This is a genomic window from Caulobacter sp. AP07, assembly GCF_000281955.1.
In the GTDB taxonomy this organism is placed as follows: Bacteria; Pseudomonadota; Alphaproteobacteria; order Caulobacterales; family Caulobacteraceae; genus Caulobacter.
Genome location: NZ_AKKF01000298.1, coordinates 29,698 through 49,570, shown reverse-complemented (window position 1 = coordinate 49,570; position 19,873 = coordinate 29,698). Strand labels below are relative to the sequence as shown.

Annotated in this window: 22 protein-coding genes and 1 tRNA gene; 22 read left to right on the top strand and 1 reads right to left on the bottom strand. The window is 66.9% G+C overall.

Features of this window, described 5'->3' with window-relative positions; all coding sequences use genetic code 11:
- Position 1: 1 nt before the first annotated feature.
- Positions 2-78 (bottom strand) — tRNA-Asp (locus PMI01_RS24900).
- Between the two features lie 198 nt (positions 79-276).
- On the opposite strand from PMI01_RS24900, the gene PMI01_RS24895 reads away from it, so the two are divergent.
- The 22 genes from PMI01_RS24895 to PMI01_RS24790 all read left to right on the top strand — a co-directional run bounded on the left by PMI01_RS24895 (position 277) and on the right by PMI01_RS24790 (position 19,828).
- On the top strand, positions 277-654 hold the full coding sequence (locus PMI01_RS24895; RefSeq protein ID WP_007676174.1) for an NADH-quinone oxidoreductase subunit A: 378 nt from the start codon (positions 277-279) through the stop codon (positions 652-654).
- A complete protein-coding gene (locus PMI01_RS24890) occupies positions 624-1,244 on the top strand; it encodes a NuoB/complex I 20 kDa subunit family protein (RefSeq protein WP_085954911.1) in 621 nt (206 codons plus the stop codon). Before PMI01_RS24895 ends, PMI01_RS24890 begins: the two co-directional genes overlap by 31 nt.
- Positions 1,241-1,882 carry an NADH-quinone oxidoreductase subunit C gene (locus PMI01_RS24885; protein ID WP_007676171.1) on the top strand — a complete coding sequence of 214 codons (642 nt, stop codon included), beginning with the start codon at positions 1,241-1,243 and terminating at the stop codon, positions 1,880-1,882. The genes PMI01_RS24890 and PMI01_RS24885 overlap by 4 nt, the downstream gene beginning before the upstream one ends.
- A 3-nt stretch (positions 1,883-1,885) precedes the next feature.
- Positions 1,886-3,136: an NADH-quinone oxidoreductase subunit D gene (locus tag PMI01_RS24880; protein ID WP_007676169.1), complete on the top strand. Its 1,251-nt coding sequence runs from the start codon at positions 1,886-1,888 to the stop codon at positions 3,134-3,136.
- Positions 3,133-3,465 (top strand): nuclear transport factor 2 family protein, encoded by a 333-nt coding sequence (locus tag PMI01_RS24875; RefSeq protein WP_007676166.1) that lies wholly within the window; start codon positions 3,133-3,135, stop codon positions 3,463-3,465. The genes PMI01_RS24880 and PMI01_RS24875 overlap by 4 nt, the downstream gene beginning before the upstream one ends.
- A complete protein-coding gene (nuoE, locus tag PMI01_RS24870) occupies positions 3,462-4,148 on the top strand; it encodes an NADH-quinone oxidoreductase subunit NuoE (RefSeq protein WP_007676164.1) in 687 nt (228 codons plus the stop codon). Before PMI01_RS24875 ends, nuoE begins: the two co-directional genes overlap by 4 nt.
- A complete protein-coding gene (locus PMI01_RS24865; RefSeq protein ID WP_007676161.1) occupies positions 4,148-4,381 on the top strand; it encodes a hypothetical protein in 234 nt (77 codons plus the stop codon). The genes nuoE and PMI01_RS24865 overlap by 1 nt, the downstream gene beginning before the upstream one ends.
- Positions 4,378-4,644 carry a hypothetical protein gene (locus tag PMI01_RS24860; protein ID WP_007676159.1) on the top strand — a complete coding sequence of 89 codons (267 nt, stop codon included), beginning with the start codon at positions 4,378-4,380 and terminating at the stop codon, positions 4,642-4,644. Before PMI01_RS24865 ends, PMI01_RS24860 begins: the two co-directional genes overlap by 4 nt.
- A gap of 3 nt (positions 4,645-4,647) precedes the next feature.
- Entirely contained in the window at positions 4,648-5,967 is a 1,320-nt protein-coding gene (gene nuoF, locus PMI01_RS24855) for an NADH-quinone oxidoreductase subunit NuoF (protein ID WP_007676158.1), read from the top strand.
- Positions 5,968-5,973: 6 nt separating this feature from the next.
- Positions 5,974-8,034 carry an NADH-quinone oxidoreductase subunit NuoG gene (nuoG, locus tag PMI01_RS24850; RefSeq protein ID WP_007676157.1) on the top strand — a complete coding sequence of 687 codons (2,061 nt, stop codon included), beginning with the start codon at positions 5,974-5,976 and terminating at the stop codon, positions 8,032-8,034.
- 12 nt (positions 8,035-8,046) lie between these two features.
- Entirely contained in the window at positions 8,047-9,099 is a 1,053-nt protein-coding gene (gene nuoH / locus PMI01_RS24845; protein WP_035038384.1) for an NADH-quinone oxidoreductase subunit NuoH, read from the top strand.
- Positions 9,096-9,362, top strand: a complete 267-nt coding sequence (locus tag PMI01_RS24840; protein ID WP_007676155.1) for a hypothetical protein — start codon at positions 9,096-9,098, stop codon at positions 9,360-9,362. Before nuoH ends, PMI01_RS24840 begins: the two co-directional genes overlap by 4 nt.
- The gene (nuoI, locus tag PMI01_RS24835; protein ID WP_007676154.1) at positions 9,359-9,850 is read left to right on the top strand and encodes an NADH-quinone oxidoreductase subunit NuoI; all 492 of its coding nucleotides are present in this window, start codon (positions 9,359-9,361) and stop codon (positions 9,848-9,850) included. The genes PMI01_RS24840 and nuoI overlap by 4 nt, the downstream gene beginning before the upstream one ends.
- Before the next feature lie 83 nt (positions 9,851-9,933).
- A complete protein-coding gene (locus PMI01_RS24830; protein ID WP_007676153.1) occupies positions 9,934-10,551 on the top strand; it encodes an NADH-quinone oxidoreductase subunit J in 618 nt (205 codons plus the stop codon).
- Complete coding sequence (gene nuoK, locus PMI01_RS24825; protein WP_007676152.1) at positions 10,548-10,853, top strand: NADH-quinone oxidoreductase subunit NuoK; 306 nt, start codon at positions 10,548-10,550, stop codon at positions 10,851-10,853. Before PMI01_RS24830 ends, nuoK begins: the two co-directional genes overlap by 4 nt.
- A 5-nt stretch (positions 10,854-10,858) precedes the next feature.
- On the top strand, positions 10,859-12,922 hold the full coding sequence (gene nuoL / locus PMI01_RS24820) for an NADH-quinone oxidoreductase subunit L (protein ID WP_007676151.1): 2,064 nt from the start codon (positions 10,859-10,861) through the stop codon (positions 12,920-12,922).
- A gap of 10 nt (positions 12,923-12,932) precedes the next feature.
- Positions 12,933-14,417: an NADH-quinone oxidoreductase subunit M gene (locus PMI01_RS24815; RefSeq protein WP_007676145.1), complete on the top strand. Its 1,485-nt coding sequence runs from the start codon at positions 12,933-12,935 to the stop codon at positions 14,415-14,417.
- An 8-nt stretch (positions 14,418-14,425) separates the two neighbouring features.
- Positions 14,426-15,865 (top strand): NADH-quinone oxidoreductase subunit NuoN, encoded by a 1,440-nt coding sequence (gene nuoN / locus PMI01_RS24810; protein WP_007676143.1) that lies wholly within the window; start codon positions 14,426-14,428, stop codon positions 15,863-15,865.
- A 1-nt stretch (position 15,866) separates the two neighbouring features.
- Positions 15,867-16,619, top strand: coding sequence for a biotin--[acetyl-CoA-carboxylase] ligase (locus PMI01_RS24805; protein WP_007676141.1), 753 nt, complete (start codon positions 15,867-15,869; stop codon positions 16,617-16,619).
- Positions 16,616-17,401 carry a type III pantothenate kinase gene (locus tag PMI01_RS24800; protein ID WP_035038378.1) on the top strand — a complete coding sequence of 262 codons (786 nt, stop codon included), beginning with the start codon at positions 16,616-16,618 and terminating at the stop codon, positions 17,399-17,401. The genes PMI01_RS24805 and PMI01_RS24800 overlap by 4 nt, the downstream gene beginning before the upstream one ends.
- The gene (locus PMI01_RS24795; RefSeq protein ID WP_007676137.1) at positions 17,401-19,095 is read left to right on the top strand and encodes a ribonuclease J; all 1,695 of its coding nucleotides are present in this window, start codon (positions 17,401-17,403) and stop codon (positions 19,093-19,095) included. The genes PMI01_RS24800 and PMI01_RS24795 overlap by 1 nt, the downstream gene beginning before the upstream one ends.
- A 7-nt stretch (positions 19,096-19,102) precedes the next feature.
- Entirely contained in the window at positions 19,103-19,828 is a 726-nt protein-coding gene (locus tag PMI01_RS24790; RefSeq protein ID WP_007676135.1) for a rhomboid family intramembrane serine protease, read from the top strand.
- Positions 19,829-19,873: the final 45 nt, after the last annotated feature.

The window sequence follows — 19,873 nt, the reverse complement described above, 5'->3', positions numbered from 1 at the left end:
GTGGCGCGAATGACGGGACTTGAACCCGCGACCTCCGGCGTGACAGGCCGGCGCTCTAACCAACTGAGCTACATCCGCATCAGGCTCCGCCGAAGCGAAGTGCGACCCGCCGTGCGGCGAGGGGCGTCTGATATGTCGCGCCGATGAACGTGTCAACGGCCATGTCGTGGAAGCTGTGAGTGAATGCTAGTTGCGATCGTTTCTCAATGTGTCGCAGGCGTTTGAAGCGCCGATGACACTGAGCTACAACCCGCTCGATTCAAGCCAAGGGCTGTCATGAACGCCTTCCTTCTCCAGTATCTGCCGATCGTGATCTTCCTCGGGATCGCGGCGGTGTTGGGCATCGCCTTTATCCTCGCGGCCGCGGTGCTCGCACCCAAGGCGCCGGACCCTGAAAAGCTGTCCGCCTACGAATGCGGCTTCAACGCGTTCGACGACGCGCGCATGAAGTTCGACGTCCGGTTCTACCTGGTCTCGATCCTGTTCATCATCTTCGACCTGGAAGTGGCCTTCCTGTTCCCGTGGGCGGTCGCGCTGATGAAGCTGCCCCACGACGTGGCGGCCTTCGCCTTCTGGTCGATGATGACCTTCCTGGGCGTTCTGACTGTCGGCTTCATCTACGAATGGAAGAAGGGCGCCCTCGAATGGGAGTGATCGTTCCCGCCAACAGCTCGCCCCCCAATGGCGCGTCGTTAGTTCCGGCCGGCTCCGCCGCCCGGTCGACGGTCGAGGGCTATGACCCCAAGCGGCACGACCCGTATTTCGACGGTCTGTCCGGTCAGCTGGCCGACAAGGGCTTCGTCACGGCGGCCGCCGACGACCTGATCACCTGGGCGCGCACCGGCAGCCTGATGTGGATGACCTTCGGCCTGGCCTGCTGCGCCGTCGAGATGATGCACTCGGCCATGCCGCGCTATGACCTGGAGCGCTACGGTTTCGCGCCCCGCGCCAGCCCGCGTCAGTCGGACGTGATGATCGTCGCCGGCACCCTGACCAACAAGATGGCTCCGGCCCTGCGCAAGGTCTACGACCAGATGCCGGAGCCGCGCTACGTCATCTCGATGGGCAGCTGCGCCAACGGCGGCGGCTACTACTATTACAGCTACAGCGTCGTGCGCGGCTGCGACCGCGTGGTGCCGGTGGACATCTACATCCCCGGCTGCCCGCCCACCGCCGAGGCGCTGGTCTATGGCGTGCTGCAATTGCAGAAGAAGATCCGTCGCACGGGGACGATCGAGCGATGACCGACGTTGTTTCCGCTGAAGTGACGCTTTCGCCGCTCGAGGCCCTGGGCCAGACCATCGTCGCCAACTCTGCCGGCGCGATCACCGCCTATTCCGTGGCGTTCGGCGAGCTGAACCTGCTGGGCCCGGCGGGCCGGGTCGTCCAGGCGCTGGAGTTCCTGCGCGACCATCCCGACTGCCGGTTCCACCAGCTGGTGGACCTGTGCGGTGTCGACTATCCGGAGCGCGAGCGCCGGTTCGACGTCGTCTACCACCTGCTGTCGCTGATCAAGAACCATCGGGTGCGCTTCAAGGTGCAGACCGACGAGGACACCGCCGTGCCCAGCGTCACGCCGGTGTTCCCGGTCGCCGACTGGTTCGAGCGCGAGGCGTTCGACATGTACGGGATCTTCTTCGAAGGCCACCCGGACCTGCGCCGCATCCTCACCGACTACGGCTTCCACGGCCATCCGCTGCGGAAGGACTTCCCGATGACGGGCTATGTCGAGGTCCGTTACGACGACGAGCTCAAGCGCGTCGTCTACGAACCCGTGAAGATCACCGAGTTCCGCGCCTTCGACTTCCTGTCTCCGTGGGAGGGCGCCAAGTACGCCCTGCCGGGCGACGAGAAGGGCGAGAAGCGGGCAGGGGACGCGTAAGCTATGACCGGTTCCAATTCACCCGCCGCTGCGACCGACTTCTTCCACGACGCGCCTTCGCTGCCGATCGTGCCGGAAACCCCGGTCCGCAAGTTCAACATCAACTTCGGCCCGCAGCACCCGGCCGCGCACGGCGTGCTGCGCCTGGTGCTGGAGCTGGACGGCGAGATCGTCGAGCGCGTCGATCCGCACATCGGCCTGCTGCACCGCGGCACCGAGAAGCTGATGGAGGCCCGCACCTACCTCCAGAACATCCCCTATTTCGACCGCCTCGACTACGTGGCGCCGATGAACCAGGAACATGCGTTCTGCCTGGCCATCGAGAAACTGCTGGGCGTGGACGTGCCCAAGCGCGGCAGCCTGATCCGCGTGCTGTTCTGCGAGATCGGCCGGGTGCTGAACCACCTGCTGAACGTGACGACCCAGGCCATGGACGTCGGCGCCCTGACGCCGCCGCTCTGGGGCTTCGAGGAGCGCGAGAAGCTGATGGTGTTCTACGAGCGCGCCTGCGGCGCTCGCCTGCACGCCAACTATTTCCGGCCGGGCGGCGTCCACCAGGACCTGACCCCGTCGCTGATCGACGACATCGAGACCTGGGCCAAGGCCTTCCCGAAGATCTGCGACGATATCGAAGGCCTGATCACCGACAACCGCATCTTCAAGCAGCGCAACGTCGACATCGGCGTGGTGAGCAAGGAAGACGCCCTGGCCTGGGGCTTCTCCGGCGTGATGGTGCGCGGTTCGGGCATCGCCTGGGACCTGCGCCGCAACCAGCCCTACGAGTGCTACAACGAGTTCGAGTTCGACATCCCGCTGGGCAAGAACGGCGACTGCTACGATCGCTATCTGTGCCGCATGCAGGAGATGCGCGAGTCGACCCGGATCATCCTGCAGGCCATTGAAAAGCTGCGGGTCACGCCGGGTTCGGTGATGACGCAGGACAACAAGGTCAGCCCGCCGCGCCGCGCCGAGATGAAGCGGTCGATGGAAGCCCTGATCCACCACTTCAAGCTCTACACCGAAGGCTTCCGCACCCCGGAAGGCGAGGTCTACGCCGCCGTCGAGGCGCCCAAGGGCGAGTTCGGCGTGTTCGTGGTCAGCAATGGCACCAACAAGCCGTACCGCTGCAAGATCAAGGCGCCGGGCTTCTCGCACCTGGCGGCGATGGACTGGATGAACCGCGGCCACCAGCTGGCCGATGTTTCGGCCATCCTGGGTTCGCTCGACATCGTGTTCGGCGAGGTCGACCGGTGAGTCTGGAAGACATCGCTCAAGCCCAGCTGGACGCCTACAACGCCCAGGACCTGGACGCTCACTGCGCCCACTTCACCGACGACGTCGTGGTCGCCGGCCTGAACGGCGAGGTGGCCCGCACGGGCATCGAGGCCTATCGCGCCTGGTACGAGGTCGCGTTCGCGCAGTTCCCGAACAACAAGGCCAAGCTTCTCAACCGCATCGTGGTGGGCGCCAACGTGATCGATCACGAGCACGTCGACCGCGGCAACGGCGACGCGCCCTTCCAGGTCGCCGCCATCTACACCTTCAGGGGCGACAAGATCGCCCGCGTGGATTTCGCACGATGAGCGTACGTCGCCTCGCCAAGGACCAGCCGGCCAGCTTCGCCTTCTCGAAGGACAGCCAGGCCAAGGCCGAATGGTGGAAAGCCAAGTATCCCGCCGAGCGCAAGCAGTCGGCGGTGATCCCGATGCTGTGGCTGGCCCAGAAGCAGGAGGGCTGGGTTTCCGAACCCGCCATCCAGGAGATCGCCAAGCAGCTGCAGATGCCGGTCATCCGGGTGCTGGAGGTGGCCACCTTCTACGTGATGTTCCAACTGCAGCCGGTCGGCAAGGTCGCCTTCGTCCAGCTGTGCGGCACCACGCCGTGCCAACTGCGCGGCGCGCTCGACCTGAAGGCCGTGCTGAAGGCCAAGATCGGCGAAGCCAACGACGTCTCGGCCGACGGCAAGTTCAGCTGGGAAGAGGTCGAGTGCCTGGGCGCCTGCTGCAACGCGCCGATGGCCGCCATCAACGACTACTATTACGAGGACCTGACGCCGGAGAGCCTGGCCCAGATCCTCGACGACTTCGCCGCCGGCAAGTCGCCCAAGCCGGGCAGCTACGACGGCCGCAAGGCCTCGGAGCCCAAGGGCGCGATCAAGACGCTGACGGACCCGAAGCTGTACGACGGCTCGCTGGCCAAGAAGATCAAGATCCCCAACCTGCCCGAAAAGCCCAAGAAGGCTCCGAAGAAAGAGCCGGCCGCCTGATGTCCAACGACGCCGCCCTGATGCAGAAGAAGCGCCTGACGACGATGTTCGCCATCGACGCCGTGTGCTTCGTGCTGGCCGGCGCGGCGATCATCGGTCACGTGGCCTTCAAGCAGGGCTGGCTGATGCCGGTGTTCCTGGTCTCGATCGCCGTGGGGCTGGGCGCCCAGATCTGGTTCATCCTGGGCTGGATGAAGGCCGCGAAGGCGGAAGAGGAGGGCAAGGCGTCGTGAGCGATGATCCCGTCCTGCTCGCCAAGCGCGTGGCCTATGTCCGGACCGTTCGCGGCCTCTACCGCGTCGAACGGCTCTCGGGCCTGGCGGCCTGCCTGGTCGGCGCCCTGGTGCTGATCTGGGGCCGCATGGCTCCCGCGGCGCCCGCCTGGGCCGTCCCCGTGGGCCTTGTGACGATTGCGGCCGGCTGGCTGCTTTTCGCCTATGTCATCCTTCGTCGGACGCGCTATGTGCGCGCCCATCCATTCGATCCGCAAAGCTGAGTCATGGTCGGTATCCTCGAAGACAAGGACCGCATCTTCACCAACCTCTACGGTCTCCACGATTGGGGCCTGGAGGGTGCGAAGAAGCGCGGCTGCTGGAATGGCACCAAGGACATCCTGGACGCCGGGCGCGACTGGATCATCGACAACATGAAGAACTCCGGCCTGCGCGGCCGGGGCGGGGCGGGCTTCGGCACCGGCCTGAAGTGGTCATTCATGCCCAAGGAAGTGAAGGACGGCCGTCCGCACTACCTGGTCGTCAACGCCGACGAGTCCGAGCCGGGCACCTGCAAGGACCGGGAGATCATGCGGCATGATCCCCACCTGCTGATCGAAGGCTGCCTGATCGCCTCGCGCGCCATGCTGGCCAACGCCTGCTACATCTACATTCGTGGCGAATATGTCCGCGAGCGCGAGGTTCTGGAAGAAGCCATCAAGCAGGCCTACGACGCCAAGCTGATCGGCAAGAACAATATCCACGGCTGGGACTTCGACCTCTACGTCCACCACGGGGCCGGCGCCTATATCTGCGGCGAAGAGACCGCCCTGCTGGAAAGCCTGGAAGGCAAGAAGGGCCAGCCGCGCCTGAAGCCGCCGTTCCCGGCCGGCGCGGGCCTGTACGGCATGCCGACCACGGTCAACAACGTCGAGAGCATCGCCGTCGCCGGCACGATCCTGCGGCGCGGCGCGGCCTGGTTCACCGGCTTTGGCCGTCCCAACAACGCCGGCACCAAGCTGTTCTGCGTCTCGGGCCACGTGAACCTGCCCTGCAATGTCGAAGAGGCGATGAGCATCCCGTTCCGCCAGTTGATCGAGGATCACTGCGGCGGCGTGCGCGGCGGCTGGGGCAACCTCAAGGCCGTGATCCCGGGCGGCGCCTCGGTGCCGATGATCCCGGCCGAGCAGTGCGAAGACCTGCCGATGGACTTCGACGCCCTGCGCAATCTGAAGTCGGGCCTGGGCACCGCCGCCGTCATGGTCATGGACAAGGACACCGACCTGGTCCGCGCCATCGCTCGCCTGAGCTACTTCTACAAGCACGAGAGCTGCGGCCAGTGCACGCCGTGCCGCGAAGGCACCGGCTGGATGTGGCGGGTCATGGAGCGCATGGCCACCGGCGAGGCCGATCCCAAAGAGATCGACACCCTGCTGGACGTCACGACCCAGGTCGAGGGTCACACCATCTGCGCCCTGGGCGACGCGGCCGCCTGGCCGATCCAGGGCCTGTTCCGTCACTTCCGCCACGAGGTGGAAGACCGGATCGCATCCTATCGTAGCGGTCGCCTGCACGTGCAGGGCGCCAGCCTGATCGCGGCGGAGTAAACGATTATGGCAATCGCCAAGGTCAACGGCGTCGAGGTCGAGTTCGAGCCCGGCATGACGGTTCTGCAGGTCGCGGAACTGGCCGGGGAAGAGATCCCGCGCTTCTGCTACCACGAGCGCCTGAGCATCGCCGGCAACTGCCGGATGTGCCTGGTCGAGGTGAAGCCCGGTCCGCCGAAGCCACAGGCGTCGTGCGCCCTGCCGGCCGCCGAGGGCCAGGAGATCTTCACCAAGACCCCGATGGTCAAGAAGGCCCGCGAAGGGGTGATGGAGTTCCTGCTCATCAACCACCCGCTGGATTGCCCGATCTGCGACCAGGGCGGCGAGTGCGACCTGCAGGACCAGGCCATGGGCTATGGCCGCGACGACAGCCGCTACGAAGAGAACAAGCGCGCGGTCGAAGAGAAGGCCATGGGCCCGCTCATCAAGACCGTGATGACCCGCTGCATCCAGTGCACCCGCTGCGTGCGCTTCATCACCGAGGTCGCCGGCTCGCCGGAGATCGGCCTGATCTCGCGCGGCGAAGACGTTGAAATCACGACCTATCTGGGCGCGGCGGTGACGTCGGAGCTCAGCGCCAACGTCATCGACCTGTGCCCGGTCGGCGCCCTGACCTCCAAGCCCTACGCCTTCGAGGCGCGGCCCTGGGAGCTGAAGAAGACCGAGAGCGTCGACGTCATGGACGCCCTGGGCTCGGCCATCCGCGTCGACGCCCGCGGCTCCGCGGTGCTGCGCGTGCTGCCGCGCGTCAACGAGGACGTCAACGAGGAGTGGATCAGCGACAAGACCCGCTACGCCGTCGACGGCCTGCAGCGCCAGCGCCTTGACCGCCCCTATGTCCGCGTCGGCGGCCGTCTGGCCCCCGCGACCTGGGCCGAGGCCTTCGCGGCCGTGGCCGGCAAGCTCAAGGCCGCCAAGCCGGAGCGCATCGGCGTCATCGCCGGCGACCTGCAGGACGCCGAGAGCCTGAAGGCCACCAAGGACCTGTTCACCGCCCTGGGCGTCAAGAACCTCGACGCCCGTCAGGACGGCACGGCGCTGGGCCATGGCCCGCGTGAGAGCTGGCTGTTCAACTCGACGATCGCCGGCATCGAGAACGCCGACGTCGTGCTGCTGGTCGGGACCAATCCGCGCCTCGAGGCGCCGGTGCTCAACACCCGCCTGCGCAAGCAGTGGCTGGCCGGCAAGGTCCGCGTCGGGGTGATCGGCGAGCAGGGCGACCTGACCTACGACTACGACTACCTCGGCGCTGGCGGGAAGACCCTGTCGGGCCTGGCCAAGAGCAAGTCCGACTTCGTCGCCGCCCTGAAGAACGCGCAGCGTCCGGCGATCATCGTCGGCCAGGGCGCCCTGACCCGCGCCGACGGCGCGGCCGTGCTGAAGGCCGCCGCCGCCGTGGCCAAGAGCTTCAACGTGGTCCGCGAAGGCTGGAACGGCTGGAACGTGCTGCACACCGCCGCCGCCCGCGTGGCCGGTCTCGACCTCGGCTTCACGCCCGGCGAGGGCGGTCTGACCGCCGGCCAGATGGTCCAGAAGGGCGCGCTGGACGTGCTGTTCCTGCTGGGGGCCGACGAGATCGACGCCTCGGCCTCGGACGCCTTCAAGGTCTATCTGGGCACCCACGGCGACGCCGGCGCCCACAAGGCCGACGTCATCCTGCCGGGCGCGGCCTATACCGAGAAGAACGGCCTCTATGTGAACACCGAAGGCCGCGTCCAGATGGGCGAGCGGGCGGTGTTCCCGAAGGGCGAGGCCAAGGAAGACTGGTCGATCCTGCGGGCCCTGTCCGAGATTCTCGGCCACAAGCTGCCCTATGACAGCCTGGACCAGCTGCGGGCCAGGCTGTTCGCCGAGCACCCGACCTTCGGCCAGATCGACTTCGCGCCGGGCTCGGTCCCGACCGTGTTCGACCTGTCGGGCCTGGGCGCCGCTGGCGAGCTGGCCGACACGCCGTTCGAAGGCACGGTGAAGGCCTTCCACCTGACCAATCCCATCGCGCGCGCCAGCGTGACCATGGCCGAATGCGCGGCCGTGGTTTCCGGCGCCGCCAAGATCGCGGCGGAGTAGACCGTGGCCAACATGTCTCCGCTTCTCTGGTTCGGCATCACCCTCGGGCAGATCGCCCTGGTGATGATCTGGATCCTGCTCAGCCTGGCCTTCCTGCTGCTGGCCGACCGCAAGATCTGGGCCGGCGTCCAGATGCGCAAGGGCCCCAACGTGGTGGGTCCGTTCGGCCTGCTGCAGTCCTTCGCCGACTTCCTGAAGTTCGTGCTGAAGGAAATCGTCATCCCGTCGGGCGCCGACAAGGTGGTGTTCATCCTGGCCCCGCTGTTGAGCTTCGTCCTGGCCTTCGTCGGCTGGGCCGTGGTGCCGCTGGCTCCGGGCTGGGTGGTGGCCAACCTCAATGTCGGCATCCTCTACCTGCTGGCGATGAGCTCGCTGGGCGTCTACGGCATCATCATGGGCGGCTGGGCTTCGAACTCGAAGTACCCGTTCCTGGGCGCGCTGCGCTCGGCGGCGCAGATGGTGTCGTACGAGGTCTCGATCGGCCTGATCATCATCACGGTGATCCTGCTGGCCGGCACCATGAACCTGACCTCGATCGTCGAGCAGCAGTCCGGCTGGATCTGGAACTGGAACGTGTTCGGCGGCGGGTTGAGGAACCTGATCCTGGCCCCGGTGATGATCATCGCCATGGGCATGTTCTACATCTCGGCCCTGGCCGAGACCAACCGCCCGCCCTTCGACCTTCCCGAAGCCGAATCCGAACTCGTGGCCGGCTACCAGGTCGAGTACAGCTCGACCCCGTACCTGCTGTTCATGATCGGCGAATATTCGAACATCGTGCTGATGTGCGCGATGATCAGCGTGCTGTTCTTCGGCGGCTGGAATCCCGGTTTCCCGACGCCGTTCCTGAACGGCCTGCCGCCGACGGCGGTCAGCATCTTCGGGTTCCTGGTGTTCTTCGCCAAGATCATCTTCTGGTTCTTCATGTTCGCCATGGCCAAGGCCATCGTGCCTCGCTACCGCTACGACCAGCTGATGCGGCTGGGCTGGAAGGTCTTCCTGCCGATGTCGCTGGTGCTGGTGGCGCTGGTGGCCGGCTGGCGCGTGTTCGGAATCCAGGCGTGATCGGCAAGACCACCATCCTGGCCTCCATGGCCCTGCTCGCCGGCCTCGGCCTGGCCCTGGCGGGCTGCGCGACCGACGACGTGGCCTCGGGCAAGACGTCCTATTCGCTGGGGCGTGGGGTGGCCAGCTATGACCAATTGCGTCGCGACAGCGAGAAATGCGCCGCAGACGGCGGCAAGATTGAATCCAAGCAGGACGGGGGCGACCCCGCTCAGCTTTCGAACTACACCTGCGTGATCTCGAAGGGTAAGCAGCGTCCATGATGCAACGCATTTCCCAAGCCATCAAAGGCGTGGCGCTGCTCGACTTCGCGGGCGCCTTCGGCCTGGCCATGAAGTACATGATCGCCCCGAAGAAGACGGTGATCTATCCGAACGAGCGCGGCCCGCAGTCGCCCCGTTTCCGCGGCGAGCACGCCCTGCGTCGCTATCCGTCGGGCGAGGAGCGCTGCATCGCCTGCAAGCTGTGCGAGGCCATCTGCCCGGCCCAGGCCATCACCATCGAGGCCGAACCGCGCGAGGACGGCAGCCGCCGCACGACCCGCTACGACATCGACATGGTCAAGTGCATCTATTGCGGCCTGTGCCAGGAGGCCTGCCCGGTGGACGCCATCGTCGAGGGGCCGAACATCGAGTACGCCGTCGAGACGCGCGAAGAGCTCTACTACGACAAGGAAAAGCTGCTCGACAACGGCGACCGTTGGGAGCGGCTGATCGCGAAGAATCTGGAGTTGGACGCGCCCTACCGCTAAAGGACGGGGCGCGATTCCGAGGGTAGACGGCGAGCCATCCGGCTCGTCTGTGTTTTACGGTTTTCAAGGGAGCACCTGGGCCGATGGCCTTGCAGGCGATAGCTTTCTATTTGCTGGCGGTAGCGACTGTGGTGGCGGGTCTTCTCGTCGTCTCGGCGCGCAACCCCGTGCACTCGGTGCTCTTCCTGATCACCGCCTTCTTCTCGGCCGCCGGCCTCTTCGTCCTGCTGGGCGCGGAGTTCCTGGCGATGCTGCTGATCGTCGTCTATGTGGGCGCGGTCGCGGTGCTGTTCCTGTTCGTCGTGATGATGCTCGACGTGGACTTCGCCGAGCTGCGACAGGGCTTCGCCCAGTACCTGCCGATCGGCGGGCTGGTGGCGGGCTTCCTGACGCTGGAGATGATCTTCGTCGCCGCGACGGTGGCCACCAACGGCGCGGCGGGCAAGAGCGCCGTCCCGATGGCCTCGGCGCCGGGCGTGCCCAATACCGAGATGATCGGCCGGGTTCTCTACACCGACTACATCTTCTTCTTCCAACTGGCGGGCCTGGTGCTGCTGGTGGCCATGATCGGCGCCATCGTCCTGACCCTGCGCCACAAGCCGGGCGTCAAGCGCCAGGACATCGGCAAGCAGATCGCCCGTACGCCAAAGACCGGGATGGAACTCGTGCAGATCAAGCCGGGCGAGGGGATCAGCGAATGATCGGCCTGTCTCACTATCTCGTCGTCGCCGCCATCCTGTTCACGATCGGCGTCTTCGGCATCTTCGTGAACCGCAAGAACATCATCGTCATCCTGATGTCGATCGAGCTGATCCTGCTGGCGGTGAACATCAACCTGGTGGCCTTCTCGGTCTATCTGCATGACGTGGTGGGGCAGATCTTCGCCATGTTCGTGCTGACCGTCGCCGCGGCCGAAGCGGCCGTCGGCCTGGCTATCCTGGTGACGTTCTTCCGTAACCGCGGAGACATCGCCGTCGACGACGCCAGCGTGATGAAGGGCTGATCGCAGTGCAGACTCTCGTCACCATCATCGTCTTCGCGCCGCTGCTCGCCGCGATCGTGGCCGGCCTGTTCGGCCGCCGCATCGGCGACGTCGCCTCGCAGGCCATCACCACGGGCGGCCTGATCCTGGCCTGCGCCCTGTCTTGGTACGTCTTCGGCCAATGGACCTGGGGCCACCTGGAGGCCTTCACGGTCGACCTGCTGCCCTTCATCCACGTCGGAAACTTCGTCTCCAACTGGTCGATCCGCATCGACGCCCTGTCGGCGGTGATGCTGATCGTGGTCACGACGGTCTCGGCCCTCGTCCACGTCTACAGCTGGGGCTACATGGCGCACGACCCGGACAAGCCGCGGTTCTTCGCCTATCTGTCGCTGTTCACCTTCGCCATGCTGGCGCTGGTCACCGCCGCCGACTTCATGCAGCTGTTCTTCGGCTGGGAAGGGGTGGGCCTGGCCTCGTACCTGCTGATCGGCTTCTGGTTCAAGAAGCCGACCGCCAGCGCCGCCGCCATCAAGGCCTTCGTCGTCAACCGGGTGGGGGACTTCGGTTTCGCCCTGGGCATCATGACCACCTTCTGGGCGTTCGGTTCGATCCAGTTCGCCGAGATCTTCCCGCAGATCGCCTCGGGCGCGGCGCGCACCTGGGAGTTCGCCGGCCACACCTTCCCGCTGGTCGACATCGCCTGCTTCCTGCTGTTCATCGGCGCGATGGGCAAGTCGGCGCAGTTCTTCCTGCACACCTGGCTGCCGGACGCCATGGAAGGCCCGACCCCGGTCTCGGCCCTGATCCACGCGGCGACCATGGTCACCGCCGGCGTCTACATGCTGTGCCTGCTGTCGCCGATGTTCGAATACGCGCCCGTCGCCAAGAACATCGTCACGGTGATCGGCGCGGTCACCGCCCTGTTCGCCGCCACGGTCGGCCTGACCCAGAACGACATCAAGCGGGTCATCGCCTATTCGACCTGTTCGCAGCTGGGCTACATGTTCTTCGCGGCCGGGGTCGGCGCCTACCAGGCGGCGATGTTCCACCTGTTCACCCACGCCTTCTTCAAGGCGCTGCTGTTCCTGGGGGCCGGCTCGGTGATCAACGGCATGCACCACGAGCAGGACATGCGGAAGTACGGGGCCCTGGCCAAGCTGCTGCCGGTGACCTTCATCGCCATGACCGTCGGCACCATCGCCATCACCGGTCTGGGCTTCCCGCCGCTGCACCTGGGCTTCGCCGGCTTCTACTCGAAGGACACCATCATCGAGGCGGCCTTCGCCGCCGGCGGCCACAACGGCATCGCGATGTTCGCCTGGGCGATCGGCGTGCTGGTGGCGGGCCTGACCTCGTTCTACTCCTGGCGCGTGGCCTTCTTCACCTTCAACGGCCACGCCCGCTGGGGCCATGACGATCACCACGCCCATGACGCGCACGGGCACGACGACCACGCGTCCGACGCCCAGATCGAGACCCATGACGAACCGCTCCCGAACGGGGACGACCATGGCCATGACCACACACCGCACGAGAGCCCCTGGGTGATGCTGGTGCCGCTGATCGTGCTGTCGATCGGCGCGATCTTCGCCGGCTTCCTGTTCACCGACTATTTCGTCGGCCATCATCAGGTCGAGTTCTGGCGCGGCGCGATCTTCAACGCCCCAACCAACCACGTGCTGCACGAAGCCCACGAAGTGGCCGAGTGGGTGAAGTGGAGCCCGCTGGTCGCCTCGATCCTCGGCCTCGCCATCGCCTTCTACGTCTACATCTGGAAGGAAGGCCTGGGCGCCAAGCTCGCGGCCCGCAACGGCCCGCTGTACGTGTTCTTCTACAACAAGTGGTTCTTCGACGAGCTGTACCAAGCCACCTTCGTGCGCCTGGCCAAGTTCCTCGGCGACCTGTTCTGGAAGGGCGGCGACCAGAAGCTGATCGATGGCCTCGGACCGGACGGCGTCAGCGCCGTCAGCTACGCGGTCGGTCGGCGGACCGGCAAGCTGCAGAGCGGCTACGTCTATCACTACGCCTTCGTCATGCTGCTCGGCGTCGCCGGCCTGCTGACGTTCGCCCTCTATGCATTCCGTTGAGGACGGATCGATGACCGGCCTGCTTAGCCTCACTACCTTCGCCCCGCTCGTCGGCGTGGCCGTCCTCCTGGCGGTTCGCGCCGCCTCGGGCGACAACGCCAAGACCGACAACCTGGCCAAGTGGATCGCCCTGGCGACCACCCTGGTCACCTTCGCCCTGTCGATCCTGCTGGTCGCCCAGTTCGACGCCAAGAACCCCGGCTTCCAGTTCGTGGAAGACGTGGCCTGGTTCGCCGGCCTGCACTACCGCATGGGCGTCGACGGCATCTCGATCCTGTTCGTGCTGCTGACGGCGTTCCTGCTGCCGCTCTGCATCATCGCCGGCTGGAAATCGATCGATAAGCGGATCGTCGAATACCTGATCTGCTTCCTGGTTCTCGAGACCCTGGTGATCGGCGTGTTCTGCGCCCTGGACCTGATCCTGTTCTACCTCTTCTTCGAGGGTGGCCTGGTTCCGATGTTCCTGATCATCGGCATCTGGGGCGGCAAGCGCCGGATCTACGCGGCCTACAAGTTCTTCCTCTACACCCTGCTCGGCTCGGTGCTGATGCTGGCGGCCATCCTGTCGATGATCGCCATCGCCCACACCTCGTCGATCCCGGTGCTGATGACCTACAAGTTCGCCCCGTGGCTGCAGACCTGGCTGTGGCTGGCCTTCTTCGCCAGCTTCGCGGTCAAGATGCCGATGTGGCCGGTCCACACCTGGCTGCCCGACGCCCACGTCGAGGCCCCGACGGCCGGTTCGGTGATCCTGGCGGGCATCCTGCTGAAGCTGGGGGGCTACGGCTTCATGCGCTTCAGCCTGCCGATGTTCCCCAACGCCTCGGAGATGTTCCAGCCGCTGGTGTTCGCGATGTCGGCGATCGCCATCGTCTACACCTCGCTGGTCGCCTTCCGTCAGACCGACATCAAGAAGCTGATCGCCTATTCGTCGGTGGCCCACATGGGCTTCGTGACCATGGGCATCTTCTCGGGCAACGCCCAGGGCGAGCAGGGCGCGCTGTTCCAGATGCTGAGCCACGGGGTGATCTCCGGCGCGCTCTTCCTCTGCGTCGGGGTGGTCTATGACCGCATGCACACCCGCGAGATCGCCTTCTACGGCGGCCTGACCAACCGCATGCCCTGGTACGCGGCGACGTTCATGCTGTTCACCATGGGCAATGTCGGCCTGCCGGGCACCTCGGGCTTCGTCGGCGAGATCCTGACCATGGTCGGCACGTACAAGGCCTCGACCTGGACGGCGATCGTGGCCACCACCGGCGTCATCCTGTCGGCGGTCTACGCCCTGAACCTCTATCGTCGCGTGATGTTCGGCGAGATCGTCAATCCGGACCTCAAGACGATCACCGACCTCGACAAGCGCGAGATCCTGATCTTCGCCCCGCTGATCATCGCCACCCTGGTGCTCGGCGTTTATCCCAATCTCGTATTGAACCTGACCGCGTCGTCCGTCGACGGGCTCGTCGGCGCCTGGCGCGCCGCCGTGGGCGGGTGAGGGACACCATGACGTTCGCCGCCAACTTCTCCCTCGTTCTTCCCGAAGCGATCCTCGGGGCCTCGGCCCTGGTGCTCCTGGTCTGGGGCGCGTTCCACGGCAAGGTCTCCCCGCTGTTCACCGGCGCGGCCGTCCTGGCCCTGCTGGGCGCGGCCGTGGCCGCCATGGCCGGGCCGCACGGCCACGCGTTCAACGGCGTCTATGCCGCCGACGCCGCCGCCACCTACGCCAAGGTCGCCATCTACCTGTTCAGCGCCATCGCCGTCGTGCTGGGCGACCGCTGGCTGGCCGTCCGCGGCGACCAGAAGTTCGAATTCGCCGTGCTGATCGTGCTGGCCGCCCTGGGCATGGGCGTCACCGCCTCGGCCGGCGACCTGATCAGCCTCTATATCGGCGTCGAGCTGCAGTCGCTGGCGCTCTATGTCCTGGCCGCCTTCCGCCGTGACGACGCCAAGTCGTCCGAAGCCGGCCTGAAGTACTTCGTGCTCGGGGCCCTGTCGTCGGGCCTGCTGCTGTACGGCGCCTCGCTGATCTACGGCTTCGCCGGCTCGACCCGTTTCGCCGACATCGCCGCCGTCGCCCACGGGGCGCACGGCATGGGCCTGCTGTTTGGCCTAGTGTTCCTGATCTGCGGCCTGGCGTTCAAGGTCTCGGCCGCGCCGTTCCACATGTGGACCCCGGACGTCTATGAAGGCGCCCCGACCCCGGTCGTCGGCTTCTTCGCCGCCGCGCCGAAGCTGGCCGCCATGATGATGCTGGCCCGCGTGCTGGGCGACGCCTTCCCGGACGCGGCGGGCCAATGGCGCCAGATCCTGATCATCACGTCCCTGGCCTCGGTGTTCGTCGGGGCCTTCGCCGGCCTGGCCCAGAGCAACCTCAAGCGCCTGTGGGCCTACAGCTCGATCGCCAATGTCGGCTACGCCCTGCTGGGCGTGGCGACCGGCGGCGAGACCGGCCTGGGCTCGATGCTGCTGTTCATGACCCTCTACATGGTCGACGTCACCGGCTTCTTCGCCTGCCTCCAGGCCCTGTCGCGCGACGGCAAGCCCATGGAGACCATCGAGGACATGGCCGGCCTGGTGAAGGAACGTCCGGGCGTCGCCCTGGCCATGACCGCGTTCTCGCTGTCGGCCCTGGGCCTGCCGCCGTTCTCGGGCTTCTGGGCCAAGTTCTACGTGTTCGGGGCCGCCATGGGCTCGGGCGACGTGCTGCTGCAATGGGCGGCGGTGCTGGGCCTGGTCGGCAGCGTGGTCGCGGCGTTCTACTATCTGCGCCTGATCAAGACGATGTGGTTCGACGCTCCGGCCAGCGCGGTGGACAAGCCGCAACCGACCGCCCGGGCGATCGGCTTCGCCGCGGCGCTGTTCTCGTTCCCGGTCGTGCTGGTCGCGCTGATCTGGCTCGACCCCGCAGCCAGGGCCGCCGCGGCGGCTTTTGGCCACGCGTGACGTGACGGGCGCTGTTTCGCCCGCGCCCGTCGTCGTCCTGGACGAGATCGACTCGACCAACGCCGAGGCCCGTCGCCGCGCGGAAGCGGGGGAGGCGGGCCCGGTCTGGATCGTGGGCCTGCGCCAGACGGCCGGTCGCGGCCGACGGGGCCGGGCCTGGGAAACCGGCGAGGGCAACCTGGCCGCCACCCTGCTGTTCTCGACCGACAAGCCGCCCGCGCAAGCCGCCCAGGTGTCGTTCGTCGCCGCCCTGGCGGTGGCCGACCTGCTGGCCGCCTACGTGCCCGCCAGCCTGGTCAGCCTCAAATGGCCCAACGACCCGCTGCTGGGCGGGCTGAAGGTCAGCGGCATCCTGGTGGAGTCCGGGGCGCGGCCGAACGGCGGGCTGTGGATCGCGGTCGGGATCGGGGTCAACCTGGCCCGCAAGCCGATCGACAGCGAACGCCCCGCCACCGCCATCCCGACCTACAGGGCCGCCCCGCCGCCGTCGCCCATCGAGGCGATCGAGGTCCTGGCCGCCGCCTTCGCGCGCTGGAACGACGTCTGGCTGCGGCTGGGCTTCCCGGCCATCGCCGACGCCTGGACCGCGCGGGCCCATGGCCTGGGCGAGCCCTGCGTCGCCCGCCTGGGGACCGAGACCCTGGAGGGGATCGCGGAAGGACTGGACGGCGACGGCGCGCTGCGTCTTCGTCTGGCCGACGGTCAATTGCGCCGGATCACCGCCGGCGACGTCTTTTTCGGAGGGGCCTCCTGATGTTGCTGGCCATCGAACAGGGCAACACCAACACCATGTTCGCCATCCATGATGGCAACGAGTGGATCGCCCAGTGGCGCGCCGCCACCGAGAGCACGCGCACGGCCGACGAGTACGTGGTCTGGCTGTCGCAGTTGCTGTCGATGCAGGGCCTGGGCTTCCGGGCCATCGACGCCTGCATCATCTCCAGCGTCGTGCCGCAGTCGATCTTCAACCTGCGCAACCTGTCGCGCCGCTATTTCAACGTCGAGCCGCTGGTGATCGGCGAGAACGCCGAGCTGGGCGTCGACGTGCGGATCGACAAGCCGTCCGAGGCCGGGGCCGACCGCCTGGTCAACGCCGTGGGCGCGCACATGGTCTATCCGGGCCCGCTGATCGTCATCGACAGCGGCACGGCCACCACCTTCGACATCGTCGGCGCCGACGGCGCCTTCGAGGGCGGGATCATCGCCCCCGGCATCAACCTGTCCATGCAGGCCCTGCACGAGGCGGCGGCCAAGCTGCCGCGCATCGCCATCCAGCGCCCGGCCAAGAACCGCATCGTCGGCACCGACACTGTCAGCGCCATGCAGTCGGGTGTATTCTGGGGCTATATTTCATTGATCGAGGGCCTGGTGGCCCGGATCAAGGCCGAGCGGGCGCAGCCCATGACCGTGGTCGCCACCGGCGGCGTCGCCTCGCTGTTCGAGGGCGCCACCGACAGCATCGACCACTTCGATTCAGATCTGACCATCCGTGGTCTCCTCGAAATTCATCGCCGTAACACCCATTTAGAGACCTAATGACCAAATATACCGACAAGCCTTCTCCCAAGGACGAACTCGTTTTCCTGCCGCTGGGCGGCTCGAACGAGATCGGCATGAACTTCAACCTGTACGGCTACGGCCCGGCGCATGATCGCAAGTGGATCGTCGTCGACCTGGGCGTGACCTTCGGCGACCAGACCACGCCGGGCGTCGAGATCATCCTGCCCGACCCCGAGTTCATCGAGGCCTATGCCAAGGACATCATCGGCATCGTCCTGACCCACGCCCACGAAGACCACCTGGGCGCCGTGCACTGGCTGTGGCCGCGCCTTAAGGCCCCGGTCTACGCCACGCCGTTCACCGCCTTCCTGCTGCGCGAGAAACTGCGCGACGCCGGCCTGCTGGGCGAGGTGCCGATCACCGAGATCCCGCTGGGCGGCAGTTTCGACCTGGGTCCGTTCCACCTGGAAATGATCACCCTGACGCACTCGATCCCCGAGCCGAACGGCGTGGCGATCAAGACGCCGCTGGGCACGATCCTGCACACCGGCGACTGGAAGATCGACCCTGATCCCCAACTGGGCGGCCCCACCGACATCGAGGCCATCCAGCGCCTCGGCGACGAGGGCGTCCTGGCCATGGTCTGCGACAGCACCAACGTCTTCGTCGACGGCGTGGCCGGCTCCGAAGCCGACGTCCGCGTGGCGATGAACCGGCTGATCAAGAGCCTGACCGGCAAGATCGCCGTGGCCTGCTTCGCCTCGAACGTGGCCCGCATGGACACCGTGATCCGCGCCGCCCAGGCCGCCGGCCGCAAGGTCTGCCTGGCCGGCCGCTCGATGCACCGCATGGCCGCCGCCGCCCGCCATGTCGGCCTGCTGGAGGGCCTGGAGCCCTTCATCACCGACGACCAGGCCAAGTACCTACCCGAGAACGAAGTGCTGTTCCTCTGCACCGGCAGCCAGGGCGAGGCGCGCGCCGCCCTGGCCCGCATCGCCGAGGGCACCCACCCGCACGTCAAGCTCTCGCAGGGCGACCACGTGATCTTCAGCTCGCGGGTCATCCCCGGCAACGAGATCCCGATCCGCAACCTGCAGAACAAGCTGGCCGACCGCGGCGTGCGCCTGCACACCGAACGCGACACCCCCGGCATCCACGTCAGCGGCCACCCGTGCCGCGACGAACTCAAGCAGATGTACCAGTGGGCCCGGCCAACCATCGCCGTGCCGACCCATGGCGAGCGCCGCCACCTGATCGAGCACGCCGCCTTCGCCAAGGACCTGCAGGTCCCGCACGCCGTCAGCCCGCGCAACGGCGACATGGTGCGCCTGGCCCCCGGCCATCCGGCGATCATCGATGAGGTGCCCTCGGGCCGCCTCTATGTCGACGGCGGCGTGGTGACGCCCGAGAACGGCGAGGCCCTGCGCGAGCGGCGTCACGCGGCGTTCAACGGCATGCTGGCCGTGTCGGTTGTGCTGGACGGCAGGAGCCGCATCGTCTCGGGCCCGCAGGTCCGCGGCCTGGGCCTGGCCGGCGACGCCGAATATCCGCTGGACGACGCGCTGGACGATCTGGCGGAAGAGGCCGAGACCGCCTTCAAGCGCATGAAGGACGACCAGCGCGAGATCGACGAGGCCATCGAAAGCGCCATCTCGCGGGCCGTCAAGAAGGCCGCCTTCCGCATCTGGGAACGCAAGCCCGTGGTCGAGACCACGGTGCTGCGGATCTAGCCGCGCGATGAGCGAGCAGCCGCCGCGCGTCTCCGAGGCCCCACGGCGCGAGGCGCTGTGGGGCAGGGGGCCCGCGATGCTGTGGTTCGAGGCCTGGCCGGTCCTGGTGATGACCGCCGTGATCTGGCTGGTCTTCGCCGGCCAACTGATCGGCGACGCGCGAGGTTACGGCGACGCGATCTTCGTCTATGGCGCGCTGTCGGCGCCCGGCTTCGCGCACGGTCTGTGGTGGACGATCCTGACCCACATGTTCCTGCATGCGGGCTGGCTGCACATCGCCATGAACAGCGCGGCGCTCGTCGCCCTGGGGCCGGCGATCGCGCAGCGCCTGGGCCGAGACGCCTTGGGCGGCTTGCTTTTCCTGGCGTTCTATCTCGTTTGCGGCCTGGCCGGCGGCGCGGTGTTCCTGCTGCTGTCGCCGGGGCAGGGCGCGGTCGTCGGTGCCTCGGGCGCGATCTTCGGGCTCTGGGGCGCCGTGGCCCGCCTGAGCGGACCCGGCGAGATCAAGCTGGCGCCGATCTTCTCCGGCACGGTGATGCGGCAGGTCGTCTCCGCGGTGATCTCGAACCTCCTGGTGGTCGGTCTTGGCGCGGCCTACGGCCTGGCCTCGGGCGTCGGGATCATCGGCATCGCCTGGCAGGCCCACCTCGGCGGCTTCGTCGCCGGCCTGTTGCTGGTCCAGGTGACGCCGGTGCGCTTCCACTGGCTGAAGGCCATGCCTGGGCGGGCCTAGCCCGTTCGCCGGGCGGCCGGCGCCTCGGAAACGCCTCGCCGGGGG

Bases quoted from the DNA above. Each gene is read 5' to 3' on its own strand.
- PMI01_RS24895 (WP_007676174.1), top strand. From the start codon at position 277: ATGAACGCCTTCCTTCTCCAGTATCTGCCGATCGTGATCTTCCTCGGG.
- PMI01_RS24890 (WP_085954911.1), top strand. From the start codon at position 624: ATGGAAGAAGGGCGCCCTCGAATGGGAGTGATCGTTCCCGCCAACAGC.
- PMI01_RS24885 (WP_007676171.1), top strand. From the start codon at position 1,241: ATGACCGACGTTGTTTCCGCTGAAGTGACGCTTTCGCCGCTCGAGGCC.
- PMI01_RS24880 (WP_007676169.1), top strand. From the start codon at position 1,886: ATGACCGGTTCCAATTCACCCGCCGCTGCGACCGACTTCTTCCACGAC.
- nuoE (WP_007676164.1), top strand. From the start codon at position 3,462: ATGAGCGTACGTCGCCTCGCCAAGGACCAGCCGGCCAGCTTCGCCTTC.
- PMI01_RS24865 (WP_007676161.1), top strand. From the start codon at position 4,148: ATGTCCAACGACGCCGCCCTGATGCAGAAGAAGCGCCTGACGACGATG.
- nuoF (WP_007676158.1), top strand. From the start codon at position 4,648: ATGGTCGGTATCCTCGAAGACAAGGACCGCATCTTCACCAACCTCTAC.
- nuoG (WP_007676157.1), top strand. From the start codon at position 5,974: ATGGCAATCGCCAAGGTCAACGGCGTCGAGGTCGAGTTCGAGCCCGGC.
- nuoH (WP_035038384.1), top strand. From the start codon at position 8,047: ATGTCTCCGCTTCTCTGGTTCGGCATCACCCTCGGGCAGATCGCCCTG.
- nuoI (WP_007676154.1), top strand. From the start codon at position 9,359: ATGATGCAACGCATTTCCCAAGCCATCAAAGGCGTGGCGCTGCTCGAC.
- PMI01_RS24830 (WP_007676153.1), top strand. From the start codon at position 9,934: ATGGCCTTGCAGGCGATAGCTTTCTATTTGCTGGCGGTAGCGACTGTG.
- nuoK (WP_007676152.1), top strand. From the start codon at position 10,548: ATGATCGGCCTGTCTCACTATCTCGTCGTCGCCGCCATCCTGTTCACG.
- PMI01_RS24815 (WP_007676145.1), top strand. From the start codon at position 12,933: ATGACCGGCCTGCTTAGCCTCACTACCTTCGCCCCGCTCGTCGGCGTG.
- nuoN (WP_007676143.1), top strand. From the start codon at position 14,426: ATGACGTTCGCCGCCAACTTCTCCCTCGTTCTTCCCGAAGCGATCCTC.
- PMI01_RS24795 (WP_007676137.1), top strand. From the start codon at position 17,401: ATGACCAAATATACCGACAAGCCTTCTCCCAAGGACGAACTCGTTTTC.
- PMI01_RS24790 (WP_007676135.1), top strand. From the start codon at position 19,103: ATGAGCGAGCAGCCGCCGCGCGTCTCCGAGGCCCCACGGCGCGAGGCG.